This window comes from Streptomyces hydrogenans (genome assembly GCF_014656075.1).
Classification (GTDB): domain Bacteria; phylum Actinomycetota; class Actinomycetes; order Streptomycetales; family Streptomycetaceae; genus Streptomyces; species Streptomyces hydrogenans.
Window position 1 is genome coordinate 1 of sequence record NZ_BNBS01000033.1, and the last position, 20,513, is coordinate 20,513.

Genomic DNA, 20,513 nt, shown 5'->3' on the forward strand with positions numbered 1-20,513 from the left:
ATCGCGCCGCCGAGGACGGCGGCGCGACGGGCCGGTGTCCGCGAAGACCGCCGGTCATCGGGGTCCGTTGCGGAGCAGCTCCCCCGTCTTCTCCCGGCGTGGGGAGGGAGGTCTGCGCCGCTCCTCCCATTGGGGTGCGAGCCAGTCGAAGACCAGGTGGTTGTGCCAGCGGCCCTGCTTGAAGTCGACCTCGCGGAAGAGACCCTGCTCCTGCATGCCCAGGCCGAGGTAGAGGCGCCGGGCGTTGGCGTTGTCCTCCCGGCACATGCACCAGAACCGGTGCAGTCCGAGTTCCTCGAAGCAGAAGGCCGCTGTGAGCTGGGCCGCGTCGGCCCCGGCGAGGGACAGGTTCCGTGCCCGCGGGTGCAGGACGAACGAATGGACGTACGCGCTGCTCTTGCCCTCCCGCCGCACCACCACGCTGCCGACGAGCGTGTCGTCGTCGTGCTGGGCGATGGCCAGGTGGTACGTCCGTCGCCGGGACGAAGCCGCCGACAGGGCGGCGTGGCGGAGGGCTTCCTCGGCCTCCTGCCGGGTCATCGGGTCCGCGGTGAGGAAGTGCGTGGCCTCGCTGTCGCCCCACATCTCGGCCGCCCGGTCCAGGTCGGCCGGCACCAGTTCCCGGAGTACGACGAAGCGTCCGCGGCGATACACGGGGCGCCTATCCACGGGCGACCCGCCCGCGGACGCGGAGCGGAGTCGTCATGCGCGTCGCTCCAGCGTTTCCGACCCGTGGTACGGGCGGCTGTGCGGAACGGCCTCGCCGTCGTGGCCGAGATGGGAGGCCACGATCTGCCCGTACTCGTCGGGACGCTCGACGTGGATCATGTGGCCGGCGTTCTCCACGACGACGAACCTTCCGCGTGGATAGCCCATGGCCAGTCGGTGGGCCTCACCGGGCGGGGTCAGGATGTCGTCGGCCCCGGTGAAGACCAGCACCGGCACTTCGGGCGGGGCCTGCGCCGGGAGTCCCGGGGGAAACCACTCGCGGTAGAGGTGACTCCTGAGGTCCTCGAGGACACCGGGGTCGAGCGCTCCGATCCGGTCCCTGAACTGCGGCACGGGCCCTCGTGCCGACCCCGCGTTCTCGCCTGCCGCCACGCCGAAGAAGAGACGTGTCGCCACCTCGAGCAGGGTCGCGCGGTCGCCGCGGTCGCTGGCGACCTCGGCGCTCTGGAGCTGGGCCTTGAGAAGCGGGCCCGGCCAGGGGCCCGCGCACACTCCCGAGAGGACCACCCGGCGGACTCCCGGCCGGGCCCGGCGCAGCATCTGCTGCACCACGAAGCCGCCCAGGCACTGCCCCACGAGGTCGTACCGCGCGAAGCCCAGACTCTCCACGGCCCGCCAGGCGGCTCCGGCCAGGAAGGAGGCGTCGTAGGTGGGGGGCAGGGGGTCGGCCGCGCCGAACCCGGGGAGGTCGACGGTGACGACCGTGGTCCCTGAGGGCAGTGCCTTCTCCAGCCTCCGCGCCCATCCGTGGTTGCGGTGCAGCGCGCCCCCGAAGAGGAAGACCGGCGGGGTGACCTGATCGGGCTGCCGGCTGACGCGACAGGAGTAGTCGAAGCCTTCGTGCCGCAGCCTCAGGACCTCCTCGCTCACCGTGCCTCCCCCGGCGCCGGAGGTGCGGTCGGACCGGATGGCTCCTGGGGGTGACCGGCCGCTTCGCGGGAGAGCGCCGCGGGGGCGGGGCGAAGGAGACGCGAGGAGGCGCGGGTGACGCCGGGGACGTTCATGCCCGGCCAACGAACCGCTCCGCGAGCGGACACGGCCATGTCCGGTCCTCGCCACGGTGTGGAGTAGTCGCACGGTTCCTCCGATGACCGCATGATCGGGGTCGAGGGGTCGAGGGGTCGAGTGACCCATGCCGTGCGGAAGAGGCACCGGCGGGGCCCGGTCGGGCCCGTCGGTGGACCGTTCGGCCCCTCGCCGGGGCGACCGGGGAGGGGGACGGTGGGGGCGTAGGGACCCGTCCGCCGACTTCCCGAACGGGAGGACCGCGATGAAGCACCTGAAGGTCGGTGGCCTGATGACCGACGACGTCGTCTCCGCCCTCCCCGACACGTCGTTCCGGGACGTGGCGAAGCTCCTCGCCGAGCACGACATCACCGGGCTGCCCGTCGTGGACGCCGACGACCACGTCGTCGGCGTCGTCTCCGAGAGCGACCTCCTGGCCCGCAGGGCCCTGACCGCCCGGGGCGTGATGAGCACCCCGGCCGTCACCGTGCACGCCGAGGAGGCGGCCGCGGACGCGGCCCGGCTCATGGTGCGCCGCGGGGTGGAACGCCTCCCCGTGGTCGACGAGGAGGAGCGGCTGGTGGGCATCGTCACCCGCCGCGACCTGCTCCGCGTCTTCCTCCGCCCCGACCCCGAGATCAGACGCCGCATCCGCGAGGAAGTCCTCGCGGACGCCATGGACCTGCCGCCCGACGCGATCGACGTGCACGTCCTCGACGGCGTGGTCACCCTGGCCGGCCGACTCCGGCGGCGGAGCCAGGCATCCACGCTCCGGCGGCTCGCCGAACGCGTCGAGGGCGTCGTCGCCGTCGTGGACCGGCTGTCGGCGGGCGACGACGGCACCCGCGTCGACGCCTCGTCCACGCGGTCGGCCCACGACTTCTCCGGATGACCGCTTCTCCGAGTCCCCTCCGCGTGACCACGCCTCACAGACAGGACGTACCCGTGTCCCCCACCGCTCCGCTCCGTTCCCTCGTCACGTCGCTGGTGGAGGAGGCCGTCCTGGCGCCGTCGATGCACAACGCCCAGCCATGGAGGTTCGTGCACCGGGAGGCGTCCGGCGTTCTCGAGCTCCACGGCGACCCGGCCCGCGGCATGCCCCGCCAGGATCCCGACCACCGTGCCCTCCACATCGGCTGCGGCGCCGCGCTGTTCGGGCTGCGGGTGGCCGCAGACCACCGGGGCCTGCGTCCCGACGTCCGGCTGCTGCCCGCCCCCGGAGACCCCTGGCACCTCGCCGACGTCCGGCTCGACGGTGGCCCGGAGACCGGCGGCGATCTGGGCGTGCTGCGTCCCGCCCTGGCCCGGCGGCACACCAGCCGCTTCCCGTTCACCGAGGAACCGGTCCCCGCCGAGCTGCTCGACGGCCTCTGCGCCGCCGCCCGGCTGGAGGGCTGCCGGCTGATCGTGCCGGGCGACTGGCACACCGACACCGTCATGGGCCTCGTCCACGCCTCCGCCCTGTTCGAGGCCACCGACGACGCCGTCCGCGCGGAGATCGCCGCCTGGACGCGTACGGGCGAGGCGGCCGGTGAGCAGGCCGGCACCGACGGCGTGCCGGCCTACGCCTTCGGCCCTCGCCAGTACGACGTGACCGCGCCCGTCCGGGACTTCGGCGCCCCCGGCCGGACGCCCGTCCGCCCGTCCGCGCGCTTCGAGAAGACACCCCGGATCGCCCTGCTCGGAACCGCCGCGGACACCCCGGAGTCATGGCTGAGGGCGGGGCAGGCCCTGCAGCGCGTCCTGCTCCAGGCCACCCTCGACGGACTCTCCACCTCGCTGATGTCCCAGCCCCTGGAATGGCCGGAGCTCCGCTTCGACGCACGGGACCCCCTGTCGGCGGTCGGCTACGTCCACATGATCATCCGGCTGGGCTACGGCCCGGCCGGCCGTGCGACGCCCCGCCGGGCCGCGTCCGACGTCCTCGCCTTCGTCTGAGTCGCCCGGCCCGCTCACCCACGAGGTGCGCGGCGGCCGGGCTCCGGCGAAGTGCGCGCCGCCACGCTCCTCCCGCTCGCGGAACGTCCGGCCCGGACCGCGGAGGGCGTGGGGGACGCGCGGTGCGGCCTGACATTCGCCGCTGGGGCACGCCCCCGGACCGGACCGCGCCGCCCGAGGAGGCCGGACGGCGCCGCCGGGCGACCCGGGCGATCCTGGGAGGGAGGGCGCGGAATCCGTGCGCGGAAGGTGACCGGCGACGAGGCACCGGAGCACGGCCGAGCAGATGGCGCCCGCGGCCGTCGGTGCCGGGCCTCGGACGCCGTTCGAGGAGGTCGCCCGGCTCCTGGACCGGTTCGACGAGGAGCACCGCCCGCCGGACGTCGTCGACGGCGTCGTGGACGTTCCGGGACCACCGGCTCCGCCGCGGCGAGCGCACCCACGGCACAGCGAAGGAGCGACATGAACGCCCCCCGAGCACTCCCCCCGCCCGTCCGCGTGACGGCCACGCTCGACACCCCGCTGTCCCGCTGGCTGTGGCTGGTCAAGTGGATCCTCGTGATCCCGCACTGGATCGTGCTGCTCTTCCTGTGGATCGCCTTCCTGGTCGTGACGGTGATCGCCTTCTTCGCGATCCTGTTCACCGAGCGGTACCCCCGGCCGCTGTTCGACTTCGCCCTCGGCGTGCTGCGCTGGTCGTGGCGGGTCACGTACTACTCCTACGGCGCGCTCGGCACGGACCGGTACCCGCCGTTCAGCCTGGGCCCCGAGCCCGATTACCCGGCCCGGCTCGACATCGCCTATCCGGAGCGGCTGTCCCGCTCCCAGGTGCTGGTCAAGTGGTGGCTTCTCGCGATTCCGCACTACCTGGTCCTGGCGTTCTTCACCGGCGGCATGCGGGCCGGCTGGTGGAGCGGGGGCCTGATCACCCTGCTCGCGGTCATCGCCGGTTTCGCGCTGGCGTTCACCTCGCGCTATCCCCGGGACCTGTTCGACCTGGTCGTCGGCCTGAACCGCTGGGTCCTCCGCGTCGCCGCCTACGCGAGCCTCATGACGGACGTCTATCCGCCGTTCCGCCTCGACCAGGGCGGCGACGAACCCGCCTCCGGCGGAGCGGCGGCCCGGGAGAAGTTCCTCTGACGCCGCCGGGCGCGGTCGTGCGCACGGTCAGACGTCGTCCGTCCCGGGGCCGCCGTCCGGTCCGTTCCCCCTCCGGAGCCGGCCGGACCAGACGGGTTCGATCTGCTCCCACTCGCGCTCCAGGGCCGCGAGCGTGCGGCCGTCGGTCCTCCGCCGCAGGAGGGCGAGGGCGCCGGATCCGGTCGCGGCGACCGCGGCGGCCGTGGCGGTACCGCCGGCGACCGACGTCAGCAGCCGGCCCGACGTGCCGTCGGTCGGCCTGACCGGTGATCCCGAGTCGTTCACCGAGACGGTCACGGTCCGCCCCTGCGGCGTCCGGGCCGGGACCTCGACGGTGCCGGAGCGGCGCACGCCGTCCGGGTACTCCCACACGGCGGGGGCGAGGGCGCGGGTCTCCGTACCGCTGCGGGCCAGGGCCGCCTGTTCCCGGGCCGGCCCCGTGGTGGTCGCCACCACCTGGTGCTGATGGGCGGCACGGATCCGGTCCGCCCGGGCTCCGAAGCTCCACAGGTACCCGGCGGCGACCGCCCCGCAGAGCAGGGCGAGGGTCAGGACGACGACCACGGCCGCACGGCGGCCCGGGCCGTCGTGCGGCGGTCGCGGCCCCGTGCGGTGCGGTTCGCGGTCGGTCATGGCCCGCCTCCGGGCGTCCTTCCCCCTTCGGGAGGGAGGGCCTGGACTCGTCCGGCCCCTTCGCGTGCGGCGCCGGTGGGACGGGCCCGGGCACGGATGCGGGCCGGGTGGGGGAAGAAGCGGTGCCCGCGTTCCGGCTTGGTTCCGGTCATCGTCCTGCTCCTCTTCCACGGTGCCGGGGGCGGGCCCGGCGGGTGACGGAGGGTCCGCCTCCGCACGTCCGGGCTGCCGTCCGTCCGGGGCGCCGCGCAGTGTCGACAGGGGCTGCCGGAAAGGGCCGAACGGCCCCGTTCCCGAGGGGCCCGACCGGTCCCTGAAGCTCCGGCGTCCTCGTGGGCCGGTCGCCGGGCGGCGTTCACCGCGGCAGCCGGTGGGTGTCGCGCGGTTGCCCGTGGGCGTCCGCGGCCTCGCCTCCGCGCGGGGCCCGGTGCGCCGGCGGGTGCGTGCTCCCCCCATTCTCCGCCGCGGCGCGCGCTCCCCGCAGCCGGGCGGGTCGGGCCGGTGGAGGCCCGTCGGACTCCGCGGGCGAGGGCCGCTCGTCCGTTCACGGCGCGGCGCTCCGGGTCCCGAAGTCCGCGGGGACGATCTCCACGGGGCAGTGGGCGTGGTGGATGAGGGCGTGGGCGACGCGGCCGAGGGCCGGGCCCACGCCGAGGGGCCGGTGTCCGCGGCCCATCACGACCAGGTCGGTGTGGGCGCTCGCGTCGACGAGGATCCCGGGGGTCGAGGTGCCGGTCCGCACGTGGTGGGTGACGATCAGGTCGGGATACCAGGCGCGGACGCGGTCGGCGAGGGCCTTCACCTCGTGCACCCGGCGGTGCGCGGCTCCGTCGAGGTCGTCGAGCATCGTCGCCACGTCGCCGACGTGCGTGAGGATGTTCCACACGCTCAGGAGGTGGAGCGGGACCTTGCGGTCGTCCGCCGCGGCGGCGGCGAGGAGCAGCCATCCGAGGTCCTCCGTGTCGCGGACCGCCGCCGTCACGGAACCCGCCTCGGGGCGGTCCGCCTCGCCGCGCACGACGACCACCGGTACGTCCGCGCGGGCGGCCACGCCCAGTCCCACGGAACCGAGCAGGAGCGCGGAGAACCCTCCGAGCCCCCGGCTGCCGACGACGATCGGCTTCTCGCCGCCCGCGGCCTCCTGGAGCTCTTCGAGCGGTGCGCGGCGTCCGAGCAGCCGGGTGACGACGAGGTCCGGGAAGCGTTCCCCGATCTCCGCCTCGGTCGCGGCCAGCAGGTCGCGGCCGGCTTCCCGGACGGCCTGGATGGTCTCGGCGTCGCTCCAGTAGGCACGCAGGTCGGTGTCGGCGGCGTGGACGAGGTGCAGGGGGCGGGACCGTCGGTCGGCCTCCGCGGCGGCCCACAGGGCGGCGGTCCGGGACGAGGAGGATCCGTCGATCCCCACGACGACGTCGGCGCGCGCCGGCCGGACGGGGGTCTCGCTGCTCATGGTTCCTCCTCGGGTGTGCGCCCGGGGCGCGCGCGGCGCCCGGAAGGACGGCACTCCTCACGCTGACACGATCCGGGACCGACGGCGAGGGCCGATCGGCCCCGATGCGGACCTGCCCGGCTCTCACCCGGTGGTCGTACGCCGGACGCGGCCGGATCGCGGCGGCGGCGACCGGGGCCGGCGCCGGCGCCGTGAGATCGGACGGCCCGGAGCGATGACATCGGTGTCGGCGGCGGCCGGGTCGTGGAGGCCGACGGTGTCCCCGCCGGGTGCGCGGCGGGCGCCTCGACACGGGCTCCGGACTCCTCCGTCACCGCGACGAGGACGCATCCGTGGAGAAGCCGGACGCGCACGCGTTCGGATTCGAGCACCGAACCTCGGGTAGCGGCTTCCACAGAAGAGACAGATGGTGGTCGTGCGCGACGAAAGGGAAGTGATGACGGAGAACCGACCCTCCACGACGACCGACTCCGGCGCCCCGGTGGAGAGCGACGAACACTCGCTCACGGTGGGGCCCGGCGGGCCGATCCTGCTCCAGGACTCCTACCTGATCGAGCAGATGGCACAGTTCAACCGCGAACGGATCCCGGAACGCCAGCCCCACGCCAAGGGGAGCGGGGCGTTCGGCCGCTTCGAGGTCACCCACGACGTCAGCCGCTACACGAAGGCGGGGCTGTTCCAGCCGGGTGCGCGGACGGAGCTGGTCGCGCGCTTCTCGACCGTCGCGGGAGAGCGCGGCAGCCCGGACACCTGGCGCGACCCGCGCGGTTTCGCGGTGAAGTTCTACACGTCCGAGGGCAACTACGACATGGTCGGCAACAACACGCCGGTCTTCTTCGTGAAGGACCCGATGAAGTTCCAGCACTTCATCCGCTCCCAGAAGCGCCGCGCGGACAGCAACCTGCGCGACCACGACATGCAGTGGGACTTCTGGACCCTCTCGCCGGAGTCCGCGCACCAGGTCACCTGGCTGATGGGCGACCGCGGCATCCCGCGATCCTGGCGCCACATGAACGGCTACACCTCCCACACCTACATGTGGATCAACGCCTCCGGCGAGCGGTTCTGGGTGAAGTACCACTTCAAGACCGACCAGGGCGTCGAGTTCCTCACCCAGGACGAGGCCGACCGCACGGCCGGCCGCGACCCGGACTTCCACACGCGCGACCTGTTCGAACACATCCGGGACGGCGACTTCCCCTCCTGGACGCTGCACGTGCAGGTCATGCCGTACGAGGAGGCCGCCGACTACCGGTTCAACCCCTTCGACCTCACGAAGGTGTGGCCGCACGGCGACTACCCGCTCATCCCGGTCGGCCGGATGACGCTCGACCGCAACCCCACCGACAACCACGCCGAGATCGAGCAGGCGGCGTTCCAGCCCAACAACTTCGTGCCCGGCATCGGACCGAGCCCCGACCGCATGCTGCTGGCCCGCCTCTTCTCGTACGCGGACGCCCACCGGCACCGCATCGGCGCCAACTACCAGCAGCTCCCCGTGAACGCGCCCGTCGTCGACGTCCACACGTACTCCAAGGACGGGGCGATGGCCTACCGCAAGACGACCGACCCGGTCTACGCCCCCAACTCCAAGGGCGGCCCGGCGGCCGACACCGAGCGCCACGGCACCCCGCCGAGCTGGACGGCGGACGGCGAGATCACCCGGGCGGCCTACGTCTCCCACCCGCAGGACGACGACTGGGGCCAGCCCGGCACCCTCGTGCGCGACGTCCTCGACGACGCGGCCCGCGACCGGCTCGTCGACAACGTCGTCGGCCACCTCCTCGACGGCGTCAGCGAGCCCGTCCTGGAGCGCGCCTTCGCCTACTGGACGAACATCGACCAGACCGTGGGCAAGCGCATCGCCGAAGGAGTCCGGGCCAAGCGGAACGCCTAGGAGCCCGGAGCGGAGCGCCGGCCCGGACAGGTTCCGGGTCGGCGCTCGCCTCGCGTCCGACGCTCTCGCCCGGCGCCGGGAACGGGTGAGAGGAGCGGACGTCGCCGCCTCCGGCCCCCCTTCCGCCGACCGCGCCCCTACGGCGTCGGCAGGGTGATCTCCCGCTTGAGGATCTTGCCGCTGGGTCCGAGCGGCAGCTGGTCCACGAGCCACACCCGGCGGGGGTACTTGTAGGCCGCCACCCGCTCCTTGACATAGTCCCGCAGCTCGTCGGGGGACGCCTGCGCGGCCGGGCGGAGCACGACCGCGGCGGCGACCTCCTCGCCCAGCTCGGGGTGCGGGACGCCCACCACGGCGGCCAGGGCGACGGCCGGGTGCTCGTGCAGGACCTCCTCGATCTCGCGCGGATAGACGTTGTAGCCGCCGCGGATGATCATGTCCTTCTTGCGGTCGACGACGTAGAGGTAGCCGTCCTCGTCCGCACGGGCCAGGTCCCCGGTCCGCAGCCAGCCGTCGGGGACGGCCGCCGCCGTCTCCTCGGGCCGGTTCCAGTAGCCCTTCATCACGTTGGGTCCCCGCACGGCCAGCTCGCCGACCTCGCCGGGCGCCACGTCCTGTCCCCGGTCGTCGAGGAGCCGCACCTCGACGTCCCGGATGGGGGTGCCGATGGAACCGGCCTTGCGGGGCCGGTCGGGGTGGTTGAAGGTGACGACCGGACTGGTCTCGGACATGCCGAAGCCTTCCAGCACCGCGCAGCCGAAACGCCGTTCGAAGCCGTGGAGGATCTCGACCGGCAGCGAGGCGCCGCCGGAGATGCACATCCGCAGGGTCGAGACGTCCGTCTCCGCGGGGTGCTGGAGGAGGGCCGCGTACATGGTCGGCACGCCCTCGAAGACGGTGGCCCGCTCACGGGCGATGGCGTCCAGGACGTCTCCCGGCACGAACCGGGGGATCATCACGAGCGAGGCGCCGCTGCGGACGGTCACGCTCATGGTGCAGATCTGCCCGAAGATGTGGAAGAGCGGCAGACAGCCCACCACCACGTCGTCCGGGGTGATCCGCTGGATCTGGATGCCGTTGACCTCGGTGTTGTGCCGCAGACCGGCGTGGGTGAGGACGGCGCCCTTGGGCTTGCCGGTGGTCCCGGAGGTGTAGAGCAGGACCGCCATGTCGTCGTCGTCCGTCTCGGCGATCCCGGGGAGGGGCTCGTGGGCGGCCAGCGTGGCGGCGAATCCCCCGGGCTCCACGGCCACGTGCCGCACGCCCGCGGCAGCCGCTCCCTTCGCGCCCTCGCCCGGGGCCTGGTGCCACTCGAAGAGCCGCACGGCGCCGGAGTCGGCGAGGTGGAACTCGGCCTCCCTGGTCTTCAGGAGCGGGTTCATCGGAACGACGACCGCGCCGGCGCGCAGGATCCCGTAGTACAGGACGACGAACTCGGGCACGTTCGGCAGCATCAGGGCCACCCGGTCCCCCGGCCGCACTCCCTCCGAGAGGAGCAGGGAGGCCGCACGGGCGCTGGACCGGTCCAGCTCCGCGTAGCTGATGACCCGCTCCCCCATCCGCAGCGCGGGGCGCTCCGGATGGCGCTCGGCCGTCTCCACGAGGAACCCTGCCAGATTGGCCATGACCCGCCTCCGTTACACGGACTCACCGGATGTTTACATCGCCGACATCTTGCCGTCGCGTACGTCCGCCGCCTATGGGTGGCGGAACAAAGCCCGTCTCCCCCGTTTGTTCTCCGCCACAACAGGGGGCCGTTAAGCTGTGGGAATGGTTCTCTCTGGTGTGGCGGCGACGCTTCTGGCAGGGCTTCCGGAACTGGGCGAGCGCATGGCCCTGCGCATCCGCGCGGAGGTCGACGCGTACCGGGACGAGTCCCTGATCACCCTGGACTCGCTGCGCCGCTCGTGCACCGCCAACGCGGACCTCATCCTCACCCACCTCCGGACCGGCGGGACTCCGGACGCGACGTCGGCCCGCGTGACCGGACGGCTCCGCGCCGAGCAGGGGGTCCCGCTGGCGGACACCCTGCACGCCTACCGGATCGGCTCGGAACTGCTGTGGACCGAGCTCCTCGGCGAGGCGCGCAGGCGCCCCGAGGTCTCGGAGGGCCTCCTGCTGACGGAGTCGACCGAGTTCTGGGCCCTGTCCGGGCTGTACGCGGAGGCCGTCGCGGTGGCCTACCGGGAGACCGCCGCGGAGCTCACCTCGAAGGGGCGGGCACGGCGTTCCGCCCTGATGGAGGCGCTGTTCACCGGCGTCGTCACCGACCGCACGCTGTGGGAGGCCGGTCGCGAGCTGGAGCTGCCCGAGCACGGGCCCTATGTGGTGGTCGCGGCGAAGGCCGGCACCACCGACGAGGACCCGGTCGCCGGCGCCGAGGCGGCGCTGCGCCAGGCGAACGTGCCCTCCGCGTGGAGGCCGGCGCCGGACGAACAGCTCGGGCTGATCGCCCTGCCCACGGCGGCGGCCGAGGCCGCGTGCCTGCGCGTCCTGCGCCGGACCCGCGCCCGGGTCGGCGTCAGCCCGCACTTCACCTCCCTGCGGGAGGCGCCCCAGGCGCTGCGCTTCGCCCGGCTCGCCCTGGCCGGACAGGTGGGTACGGGTCCCGGCGTGGCCCGCTTCGACGAGAACCCGCTCGCCATGGTCGTCGCGGCGGCTCCGGCCGAGGCCACGCATCTGATGGAACGGGTGCTCCGGCCCCTGCTCGATCTTCCGGCCGCGGAGCGGGCCCGGCTGCTGCGCACCCTGGAGCACTGGTTCGCCGCCGGCGGCTCGGCCGCCGGGGCGGCCCGGAGCCTGTTCGTCCACCCGAACACCGTCCGCTACCGCCTGCGTCGCGTGGAGGAGCTGACGGGCCGCTCGCTCTCCGACCCACGAGCGACCGCCGACATCGGCGTGGCCCTGCTGACCGTCAGGAACTCAGGGCGGGTCGGCGACGCGTGACGCACCGCACGGGACGCGGCGGGCACGGGCCCGGGGTGGAGTGCGGCGGTCCTGGTCGGCAGCGCCGCCCCGAGGCTGGCGGGCTCACTCCTCGTCGACGATGTGCATCGCGGCTTCCTCGGCGGAGGCCGCTCCGCCGTCGATGCCGTGGTCGCGGGCGACCAGTTCCTCGGTGACGGGCCCGGTCCCCTGGTCCTCGGACATCAGACGGCCGGCCCGTCTGCCGCCGACCTGGTCGTCGAGGAGCTCGCCGTCGGTGTCCGAGGAGTCGCCGATGCCGTCTCCGTCGGGGGGCGCGACGTCGGGTTCCTCCTCCGCGAGGCGTTCCTCCAGGGACTCGCCGCGCACGCGCTCGGACGCGGTGACCCCGGCGTGCTCGACGCCCAGAGGCCGTTCGGGCGGTGAGTACCCTTCGTCGAGCGGGTCGCCGCCGGATCCGACGAGGCTGTCCTCATAGTCGAGGATCCCCGCGTCGTCCTGGACCTCGCTCCCGTCCGGCTGGTAGACGTCGTCGCCCCACGTCTCGCGCTCGGTCATGTGAAGCTCCCCTCGATCCGCCCGGAGTCGGGGCCCGAGGTGGGACCGGACGAAGCGGAAGGCACCCGCACGGCCGCCGGCCGATGCCGGAGGTGCTCGGGCCGGATGACGACCCTCAGGGCGCTCGCGGCGCCGTCGGGGCAGCGGGCGGACCTCGTCGAGGAGGCGGAGAGCACCGGGAACGATTCCGTCGGGTGCCGCCCCGGCGGCACCCCGCCTCCGAACGCGTGGACATGCGACCCCGGTGACAGGCTGCCCATGGATCCGTCCTCTCGCTCGACGTCGGTCTCCGCCCACTCCTCGTCAGCGTTCGAGGCGGCCGGCCCACGGAGCGAGGGAGTCGCGGCGTGGCTGCGGGATCGCTCCACCGGGAGCACCGCAGGCCGTACTCCCTTCCCTTCCATGATCCCTGCCCGGTCCGCACGCGCAACCTGGCCTGTGCGCGCTCCCCGTTGCGTGCGACAGGGAGCTTTCCTTCCGCTTCCTTCCGCGCGGCCCGGGCCACGGGCCTCGGCGGGGGGCGAAGGGCCGGGAGGTGCGTGGTGCGTGGATCCGGCGTGGGGGGGTCCCGCCCGACGGGCAGGGACGGCTCGTCGGGCGGGACGGGTGGCTCGCCGCAGAGTTCGAGGGTGACGAGGGGGTCGGATCCTTCGCCGTCACGGCGACGCCGCCCCGGACGCGCCCACCGTGACGCGCGGGCTCCGACCGTTTCCGTCGGGTTGCGACGCCCGGAGGCGACCCGAACGATGGACCCGGGCATCGACGCCCAGCGGGGGGAGATCGCCGGCCACGCCTGCCGGACCACAGCAAGCGGGCACACGCCTGCCCGCCACATGGAGTCGACATGACCGAGCTTCCTCCTCCGATCGCGCCCTCCCTCGAACCCGCCGCGCAGGAGCTGTGCGACGCGACCGACCCCCACCCCCGCATCTACGAGGTCCCGCCCGAGAAGGGGCGCGAGATCCTCCTCGACCTGCAGCTCGGCCCCGGCGTCCCCCGCCCCGACGTCGACGAGGAATGGGTCGACGTCGACGCCGGGGAATGGGGCACCGTCCGCACCCGCGTCATCCGCCCCAAGGGAGCGACCGGTCCCCTCCCCGTCGTCTTCTACATCCACGGCGCCGGCTGGGTCTTCGGCGACGACAGGACCCACGACCGCCTCTTCCGCGAACTCGCCGTCGGAGCGGGCGCCGCAGGCGTGTTCCCCGTCTACGACCGCGCGCCCGAGGCGAAGTACCCCACCCAGGTCGAGCAGAACTACGCCGTCGGCCAATGGGTCCTGCGACACGGCGCCGAACACGGCCTGGACGCCTCGCGCGTCGCGGTCACCGGCGAATCCGTCGGCGGATGCATGTCCACCGTGTTCGCCCTCATGAACAAGGAACGCGGCGGCATCGACCTCAAGGCCCAGGTCCTGCTCTACCCCGTCACCGACGCCGACTTCGACACCCCGTCCTACCTCCAGTTCGCCGAGGGCTACTACCTCACCCGCGACGGCATGAAGTGGTTCTGGGACGCCTACACCACCGATCCCGCCCAACGCGCCGAACACCACGCCTCACCCCTGCGAGCCACCCTCGAACAGCTCAAGGGCCTCCCGACCACCCTCGTCATCACCGACGAGGCCGACGTCCTGCGCGACGAGGGCGAGCTGTACGCCAACAAGCTCCGTGAAGCCGGGGTCGACGTGACCTCCGTCCGCGTCCAGGCGATGGTCCACGACTTCCTCCTCCTGGACAGCCTCCGCGACACCCGCGCCGCCAACGTCGCCCGCACCCTCGCCGTCGACGCGCTCAGGACCGCACTCCACGACGACTGACACGCCCCCTGTCGCACCCGCAGGAGGCCGGGCCCGCCGGCGCCGTCACGGCACCGGCGGGCCTCGCCTTTCACCGGCGGTACGGGGCTGCTGATCACCGGCAACGTGATGGGCCGCGCCGAGGCGCTGACCGGACCCGCCGGTGTCGTGCTCGACGAGCACGCCCCGCCGCCGCCCCTTCGCCCCCGACACGAGGGCGCACCCCTGCCGTAACCGACGCGGCGCTCGACGCCCCGGACCCCTATGATGTATGCACCGTCCACATGGAGGCCCGGTACGCGAAGCGGACCCATCGGGAGAGCGGGTGTGACCTTGTCGCAGAACGGCACCTACCACCACGGTGATCTGCGCGCCGCCTGCCTGCGGGCGGCGCGGGAGCTGCTGGAGGAGGACGGCAGCGCGGCCCTGTCGCTGCGCGCGGTCGCGCGTCGGGCCGGCGTCTCCGCCACGGCCCCCTACCGGCACTACGCGGACCGCGAAGCGCTCGTCTCCGCGGTCGCCGCCGAGGGCTACCGCGAGCTCGCCGAGCACCTGTCCGCGGACCGTCCCGCCCCGTCGACGCCGGACGACCTGGCCGCCGTCGCCGTCGTCTACGTCCGGTTCGCGCTCGAACACCCCGCGCTCTTCCGCGCCATGTTCGCCGAGCCGTGCGACCCGACCGGCGAAGAACGCGTCGCCGCGACGGAAGCCATCTCCTCGTACGTCCGCGCCCTCGTCCGTGACGCATTCCCCGGCACCGAGGACACCGACGCCCTCTCGACCACCGTGTGGGCCCTCGTGCACGGCCTGGCGTTCCTGCACCTCGACGGCAAGCTCGACGCCTCCGCTCCGGAGGTCGTCGCCCAGCGGGTCCGCGCCTCCGTGTTCGCCCTGTTCACCGCCGCCCCCGCCCTCCGGACGGCCGTCGCGGCCGACTGACGGGCAGGAGCCGGTCAGGGGCACGAGGCGCGGCCCCGACCCGCCCGACGGGTCGTGCGCGGCGCGGCGGACGGGCTCGGCTCCCCACGGAACGGCGAAGAGGCGCCTGCCCCGGGTTCTCACCCGGGGCAGGCGCCTCCGTCGTCCTCGGCCCGTCAGAGGGCGCCGGTCGCGGCGAGGGCTTCCTTGACCTGCCGGGCGACGCGCGCGGCGTCCTCCGGGTTGTTCACCACGTCGGTGCGGTTCATGTCGATGACGAGGACGTCGCTCGCCGAGTAGTGCTTGTGGACCCAGTCGTCGTAGCCGGACCAGAGGGTCCGGTAGTACTCGACGAGTCCCCGGTCCTGCTCGAACTCGCGCCCGCGCAGGCCGATGCGGTGCAGCACGGTGTCGAAGTCGGCCTGGAGGTAGACCATGAGGTCGGGCGCCTTGCGGTACGGGAGGCCGTCGATCTCGCGCATCATCTCGTCGAGCAGCCCCTCGTACAGCTCCATCTCCAGGGAGCTGATCCGGCCGAGGTCGTGGTTGACCTTGGCGAAGTACCAGTCCTCGTAGATGGAGCGGTCGAGGACGTTGTCGGCCTTCCGGTACGCCTCCTTGATCGCGGCGAACCTCGTCCGGAGGAAGTACAGCTGGAGGAGGAAGGGGTAGCGCTTCGCCTCGATCTCTTCGGGGCTCGCCGAGTAGAAGAGCGGCAGGATCGGGTTGTCGTCCACGCTCTCGTAGAAGACCTCGCTGCCGAGCTCCTTGGCGATCAGCTCGGCCACGCTCGTCTTGCCGATGCCGATCATGCCGCCGACACAGATCACTGCCATTCCTCGCTTCTCTCCTGACACGCCGCACCACGCGGACGCACGGGCCGCCCGAACCGGCCGGCCGTCTGCTCACCGACACAGCTTCCGCCACCGGAGCCGGGCGCCGGGACGCCAGGGGGATCCCACACGTCGGCCTCCCCTGTCGCTCGCGCCCGGTGCTTCGAGGACGCGTCGCGCACCCGTCGGGTGGCTCCCCCTCGACACCCCGAAGCGGCGCCCGCGCTCGTCGGCGGGCGCACCGGGTGAAAGCTCCTCCGGCTCGCGGGCACGTCGTCTCGCCCGGCGAACCAGCAGCACCCCACACTACATCTGGGGAGCGCCCGCTTCGCACCATCCCAGATGTAGTGGAAGGGTCACGAAGGCACGCGAGCTCGGCGCGGTCGCCCCGGGCTCCTCACCGGTCCGGGTCGTCGTGCGGGACCGTCCAGGAGTCCTGCCGGGCCTCGGCCCGGGGCGGCTGGGTGACGCCGGCGGACCGGCGCCTGCGGGCGACCCGTCGGGAGCCCCACCAGAACGCGGCGATCAGCACGGCGACCAGTACCACTCCCACCAGGATCAGGAGCAGCGAAGACGATCCGGCGGCGGCGAGTCCGGCAGCGGTCGCGGAGGGAAGAGCCATGAGATCGACCTCTCTGTATGTGCGAAACGGTCCGTACCGACGCTCACGCGCCTACCCTCCCCGGGCCGGGTCAGTCGGCCGGTGACCAGAGCGCGGCCAGGGTCCCGCTGCCCGAGGAGAGGCTCCGCCGGCCGCCCGGCACGTCGATCACCACCAGGGCCGAGGTCGGAAGCTTCGTCCTCAGCCGCTCCAGGAGCTCCGGAGGGCCGCTTCCGCAGAGGCCGACGGCCAGTTCGTGGAGGCCCGGATTGTGGCCGACCAGCATCACCGAGGCGAGGCCCCGTCCCCGCTCCGCCAGGACGGCGACCAGGTCGCCCGGCGGAGCCTTGTAGAGCCGCTCGTCGTACACGGCGGGCGGGGGGTACTCCAGCGCGCGGGCCGCGAGCTGCCAGGTCTCCCGCGCCCTGCGGGCCGGCGAGCACAGCACCAGGTCGGGCTGGAGGGCGGAGTCCGCGAGCCACCGGCCCGCCCGGGGCGCGTCGGACCTTCCTCGCTTCCTCAGCGGACGGTCGAAGTCGTGGACCGGCCGGTCCTTCGCGATCGCCTTCGCGTGCCGGAACAGCAGCAGACGGCACGCGACCGCCCCACCGGGGTTCGCGTCCGCCGGCGGGAAGCCGTCCTCCGGGGCCATGGTCGTCTCCTCTCGCGGGAGTGGTTTCCGGGTCCGGATCAGGGTCCGGTCGCCGAAGGTCCGCGGGCCGGGCCCGCGGCTCGCGCGGTGACCGCCGCCCGGACGCACGGCCGCTATGCGGCGCCTGTCCACTCCGGGCCGACCCATGCCCCGCCCGCCGAAGGCGGCTCCGGGGGGGATCACGTCGCCGGTGACGCGGGAGGGCGTCGGCCCCGCGCCGGTCCGGCGGGAGGTCGGGCACCGCCCGGGTGACGGAAGTCTTACGGCCCGGCGCGCTGGGCCCCGGCCGGGCGGGACGGTCCGTAGCGTCGGGGGCATGCGCGTACTCGTCACAGGAGGGGCCGGGTTCATCGGCTCGCAGGTCGTCAGGTCGCTGGAGCGGGCCGGGCACGAGCCCGTCGTGCTGGACGTGCTGCTGCCCCGGGCGCACGCCGCCGTCCCGGAACCTCCGGGCCGGGAGTTCCTGCGGGTGGACGTGAGGGACGCGGACGGCGTGCGCACGGCGCTGCGCGGGATCGACGCCGTCTGCCACCAGGCCGCCATGGTGGGCCTGGGGAAGGACTTCGCCGACGCGCCCGCCTACGTCGGCTGCAACGACCTGGGGACGGCCGTGCTGCTGTCCGGGATGGCCGAGGCGGGCGTGCGGCGTCTCGTCCTCGCCGGGTCGATGGTGGTGTACGGGGAGGGGCGGTACGACTGCCCCCGGCACGGGCGCGTGCGCCCCGGCCCCCGGCGCCCCGAGGACCTCGCCGCGGGGCGGTTCGAACCGCCCTGTCCGGAGTGCGGCGCGGCGCTCTCGCCCGGTCTGGTCGGGGAGGACGCTCCGGCCGACCCCCGCAACGTGTACGCCGTGACGAAGCTGGCCCAGGAACACCTGTCGGCCGCCTGGGCGAGGTCGACCGGAGGGTCGGCGGTGTCCTTGCGCTACCACAACGTGTACGGGCCGGGGATGCCCCGTGACACGCCCTACGCCGGCGTCGCCTCCCTCTTCCGCTCCGCGCTGGCCCGCGGCGAGGCGCCGCGGGTCTTCGAGGACGGCGGGCAGCGCCGCGACTTCGTCCACGTGCGGGACGTGGCCGCCGCGAACGTCCTCGCGCTGGAGGCCGACGCACCGCCGGGCGGCACCCTCACCCCGTACAACACCGGCAGCGGGGATCCGCACACCGTGGGCGAGATGGCGGAGGCCCTGGCCCGGGCGCACGGCGGCCCGCGGCCGGTGACGACGGGCGAGTTCAGGCTCGGGGACGTCCGGCACGTCACCGCGGACCCCTCGCGGCTGCGGCGCGACCTCGGATGGACTCCCGAGGTCGGGTTCGCGGCGGGCATGGAGGAGTTCGCCCGGGCCGGACAACGGGCCTCGGCGGCCGTCGTCGGATAGCCCCGGTCGCCGCCCGTTGTCCGCTGCTCGCTGCCCGCCGGCTACGGGCAGCGGACGGCGGACCTGATCCGCCCCACTCGGCGGCTGCCGAAGGACGAACCCGATCGGCCCGACTCGGCAGCCGTCGGCGGACGGTCCGTCAGCCGGCCGCCGCGGGCAGGGTGACCTCGAATCGGCAGCCGCCGGGCACGTTGCGGACCTCGGCCCGGCCGGCGTGGGCCTCGACGATGCCCCGGACGATGGCGAGGCCGAGGCCGGCCCCGGCGGGCGGTGTCCGGGCCTCGGTGCCGCGCCAGCCCGTGTCGAAGACGCGGGGCAGGTCCTCGTCCGGGATGCCGCCGCAGCCGTCGGTGACGGAGACGACGACGGTGGCCGCCCGGCGCCGGGCGGCCACCGCCACGGTGCCGTCGGCGGGTGTGTGGCGGATGGCGTTGACGAGCAGGTTGGCCAGCACGCGGGTCATCTCCCTGCCGTCGACCTCGACCGGGACCGCCTCGACCTCGTCGCCCACCAGACGCACCCGGTGTGCGCGGGCGAGCGGGTCCGCGCCGCTCAGGGCATCGCCGACGAGGTCGTACACGGAGACACGGCTCGGGGCGAGGGCCAGCGCCCCCGCGTGGATGCGGGACAGCTCGAAGAGGTCGCCGACCATGCCGGTGAGGCGTTCGACCTCGGTGCGGATCTGCCGGTGGTAGCGGGCCGGTTCGGCGGCCATGCCGTCCTCCAGGGCCTCCGCCATCGCCCGCAGTCCGGCGAGCGGGGTGCGCAGGTCGTGGGAGATCCAGGCGACGAGCTCCCGGCGGGACGTCTCCAGGGCCCGTTCGCGCGCCCGGGAGGCTTCGAGCCTGGCGCTGGTCGCGGCGAGTTCACGGGTGAGCGCCGCGAGTTCGGCGGTGGCACCGCCGTGCGGCGGGGCGAAGCTGCCGCCCTCGCCGAAGTCCCTCGCGGCCAGGGTCAGCGCGCGGCTCCCCGCCACCACCCACCGGCCGAGGACCAGGGCGGTGGCCAGCGAGACCAGGGAGGCCATGGCGACGACCACGGTGACGACCCACAGGTCGTGGGAGGAGAGGAACATCGCCCGGGCGACCGCCAGCGTGCCGGCGAGCATGGCGGTGACGGTCACGCCGGCGACGACGGTGAGGGACACGGCGACCGAGCGGTGCCGTACAAGACGGAGGGCGACCGCCCCGACCAGTCCGGCGCAGGCGGCTCCCGCGAAGGCGAACGCGGCGATGAGCAGGACGTCCTTCATCCGAGGGCCTCCTGCCCGGGGCCGGGTTCGAAGCGGTAGCCGACGCCCCACACCGTCTGGATCAGGGCGGGCCGCGCCGGATCCTCCTCGATCTTGGCGCGCAGCCGCCGCACGTGCACGGTGACCGTGGACAGGTCGCCGAAGTCCCAGCCCCACACCCGCCGCATCAGCGCCTCCCGGCCGTGCGCCGTGCCGGGGTGCTCCAGGAAGTACGCCAGGAGGTCGAACTCGCGCAGGGTGAGGGCGAGTTCCCGGCCGGCCCGGGTGGCCCGGCGGGTCTCCGGGTCGACGGTCAGGTCTCCGGCCCGCAAGGTGCCCCGGGGCGCGGCCGTCGTGGCGGCGCGGTCGCGGCGCAGCACGGAGGCGACCCGCAGGACGAGTTCGCGGGGGCTGAACGGTTTCGTGACGTAGTCGTCGGCGCCCACTTCGAGGCCCGTGACGCGGTCCTCCTCGTCGCTCCGCGCGGTCAGCATGATGATCGGGACGGGCCCGGCGGCCCTCAGTCGGCGGCACACCTCCAGGCCGTCCAGACCGGGCAGCATCAGGTCGAGGACGACGAGGTCGGGCCGTCGTTCCCCGGCCCGGCGCAGCGCGTCGACGCCGTCCGAGGCGTGCTCGACGGCGAACCGGGCCCGCTCCAGATAGCCGGTGACGACCTCGGCGACCGTCGGGTCGTCGTCCACCACCAGGATCCGGGCGACGGGATGGGGGACGCTGTGCTCGCTCATGCCGCACAGCCTGGCATCCGCGCCTCCCGGTGGTCACGGCCAGGCGGGCGGACCTCGCACGCCGTCCGCGTTTCGTAA

19 protein-coding genes are annotated in these 20,513 nt (G+C 73.9%); 8 read left to right on the plus strand and 11 right to left on the minus strand.

Annotated features, from left to right (window positions below):
* Positions 1-54 precede the first annotated feature (54 nt).
* Complete coding sequence (locus tag IE321_RS16175; RefSeq protein ID WP_190223399.1) at positions 55-654, minus strand: GNAT family N-acetyltransferase; 600 nt, start codon at positions 652-654, stop codon at positions 55-57.
* 48 nt (positions 655-702) lie between these two features.
* Entirely contained in the window at positions 703-1,599 is an 897-nt protein-coding gene (locus IE321_RS16180) for an alpha/beta fold hydrolase (protein ID WP_190223400.1), read from the minus strand.
* Positions 1,600-1,999: 400 nt separating this feature from the next.
* Here IE321_RS16180 and IE321_RS16185 point away from each other — a divergent pair, with 400 nt between their 5' ends.
* The 3 genes from IE321_RS16185 (at position 2,000) to IE321_RS16195 (ending at position 4,812) form a co-directional block, all read left to right on the plus strand.
* Complete coding sequence (locus IE321_RS16185; protein ID WP_190223401.1) at positions 2,000-2,626, plus strand: CBS domain-containing protein; 627 nt, start codon at positions 2,000-2,002, stop codon at positions 2,624-2,626.
* A gap of 53 nt (positions 2,627-2,679) precedes the next feature.
* Positions 2,680-3,672, plus strand: coding sequence for an Acg family FMN-binding oxidoreductase (locus tag IE321_RS16190; RefSeq protein ID WP_226652410.1), 993 nt, complete (start codon positions 2,680-2,682; stop codon positions 3,670-3,672).
* 462 nt (positions 3,673-4,134) lie between these two features.
* A complete protein-coding gene (locus tag IE321_RS16195; protein ID WP_190223403.1) occupies positions 4,135-4,812 on the plus strand; it encodes a DUF4389 domain-containing protein in 678 nt (225 codons plus the stop codon).
* Positions 4,813-4,839: 27 nt separating this feature from the next.
* Here IE321_RS16195 and IE321_RS16200 read toward each other — a convergent pair whose 3' ends face one another.
* On the minus strand, positions 4,840-5,445 hold the full coding sequence (locus IE321_RS16200; RefSeq protein ID WP_190223404.1) for a hypothetical protein: 606 nt from the start codon (positions 5,443-5,445) through the stop codon (positions 4,840-4,842).
* Between the two features lie 544 nt (positions 5,446-5,989).
* Complete coding sequence (locus tag IE321_RS16205; RefSeq protein WP_190223405.1) at positions 5,990-6,895, minus strand: universal stress protein; 906 nt, start codon at positions 6,893-6,895, stop codon at positions 5,990-5,992.
* A gap of 436 nt (positions 6,896-7,331) precedes the next feature.
* Between IE321_RS16205 and IE321_RS16210 the strand changes: the two genes are divergently transcribed.
* Positions 7,332-8,792: a catalase gene (locus tag IE321_RS16210; RefSeq protein ID WP_190223406.1), complete on the plus strand. Its 1,461-nt coding sequence runs from the start codon at positions 7,332-7,334 to the stop codon at positions 8,790-8,792.
* 137 nt (positions 8,793-8,929) lie between these two features.
* On the opposite strand, the gene IE321_RS16215 is transcribed toward IE321_RS16210, so the two are convergent.
* On the minus strand, positions 8,930-10,417 hold the full coding sequence (locus IE321_RS16215; RefSeq protein ID WP_190223407.1) for a long-chain-fatty-acid--CoA ligase: 1,488 nt from the start codon (positions 10,415-10,417) through the stop codon (positions 8,930-8,932).
* A 145-nt stretch (positions 10,418-10,562) separates the two neighbouring features.
* Here IE321_RS16215 and IE321_RS16220 point away from each other — a divergent pair, with 145 nt between their 5' ends.
* Positions 10,563-11,738, plus strand: coding sequence for a PucR family transcriptional regulator (locus IE321_RS16220; RefSeq protein ID WP_190223408.1), 1,176 nt, complete (start codon positions 10,563-10,565; stop codon positions 11,736-11,738).
* An 84-nt stretch (positions 11,739-11,822) separates the two neighbouring features.
* Here IE321_RS16220 and IE321_RS16225 read toward each other — a convergent pair whose 3' ends face one another.
* Positions 11,823-12,275, minus strand: a complete 453-nt coding sequence (locus tag IE321_RS16225; protein WP_190223409.1) for a DUF5709 domain-containing protein — start codon at positions 12,273-12,275, stop codon at positions 11,823-11,825.
* 844 nt (positions 12,276-13,119) lie between these two features.
* Here IE321_RS16225 and IE321_RS16230 point away from each other — a divergent pair.
* Both IE321_RS16230 and IE321_RS16235 read left to right on the plus strand, forming a co-directional pair.
* On the plus strand, positions 13,120-14,094 hold the full coding sequence (locus tag IE321_RS16230) for an alpha/beta hydrolase (protein WP_190223410.1): 975 nt from the start codon (positions 13,120-13,122) through the stop codon (positions 14,092-14,094).
* 312 nt (positions 14,095-14,406) lie between these two features.
* Positions 14,407-15,012, plus strand: coding sequence for a TetR/AcrR family transcriptional regulator (locus IE321_RS16235; RefSeq protein WP_190223443.1), 606 nt, complete (start codon positions 14,407-14,409; stop codon positions 15,010-15,012).
* Positions 15,013-15,167: 155 nt separating this feature from the next.
* On the opposite strand, the gene IE321_RS16240 is transcribed toward IE321_RS16235, so the two are convergent.
* The 3 genes from IE321_RS16240 to IE321_RS16250 form a co-directional block, all read right to left on the minus strand.
* Positions 15,168-15,827, minus strand: coding sequence for a deoxynucleoside kinase (locus tag IE321_RS16240; protein WP_043222107.1), 660 nt, complete (start codon positions 15,825-15,827; stop codon positions 15,168-15,170).
* A gap of 394 nt (positions 15,828-16,221) precedes the next feature.
* Positions 16,222-16,446, minus strand: a complete 225-nt coding sequence (locus IE321_RS16245) for a DUF6479 family protein (RefSeq protein WP_190223411.1) — start codon at positions 16,444-16,446, stop codon at positions 16,222-16,224.
* A gap of 70 nt (positions 16,447-16,516) precedes the next feature.
* Positions 16,517-17,077, minus strand: a complete 561-nt coding sequence (locus IE321_RS16250) for a SixA phosphatase family protein (RefSeq protein WP_190223412.1) — start codon at positions 17,075-17,077, stop codon at positions 16,517-16,519.
* Between the two features lie 316 nt (positions 17,078-17,393).
* Here IE321_RS16250 and IE321_RS16255 point away from each other — a divergent pair, with 316 nt between their 5' ends.
* Complete coding sequence (locus IE321_RS16255) at positions 17,394-18,455, plus strand: NAD-dependent epimerase/dehydratase family protein (protein WP_190223413.1); 1,062 nt, start codon at positions 17,394-17,396, stop codon at positions 18,453-18,455.
* Between the two features lie 139 nt (positions 18,456-18,594).
* Here the strand turns inward: IE321_RS16255 and IE321_RS16260 are convergent, their stop codons facing one another.
* Together IE321_RS16260 and IE321_RS16265 are read right to left on the minus strand one after the other, a co-directional pair.
* Complete coding sequence (locus IE321_RS16260; RefSeq protein ID WP_190223414.1) at positions 18,595-19,707, minus strand: sensor histidine kinase; 1,113 nt, start codon at positions 19,705-19,707, stop codon at positions 18,595-18,597.
* Positions 19,704-20,435, minus strand: a complete 732-nt coding sequence (locus IE321_RS16265) for a response regulator transcription factor (RefSeq protein WP_190223415.1) — start codon at positions 20,433-20,435, stop codon at positions 19,704-19,706. Before IE321_RS16265 ends, IE321_RS16260 begins: the two co-directional genes overlap by 4 nt.
* Positions 20,436-20,513: the final 78 nt, after the last annotated feature.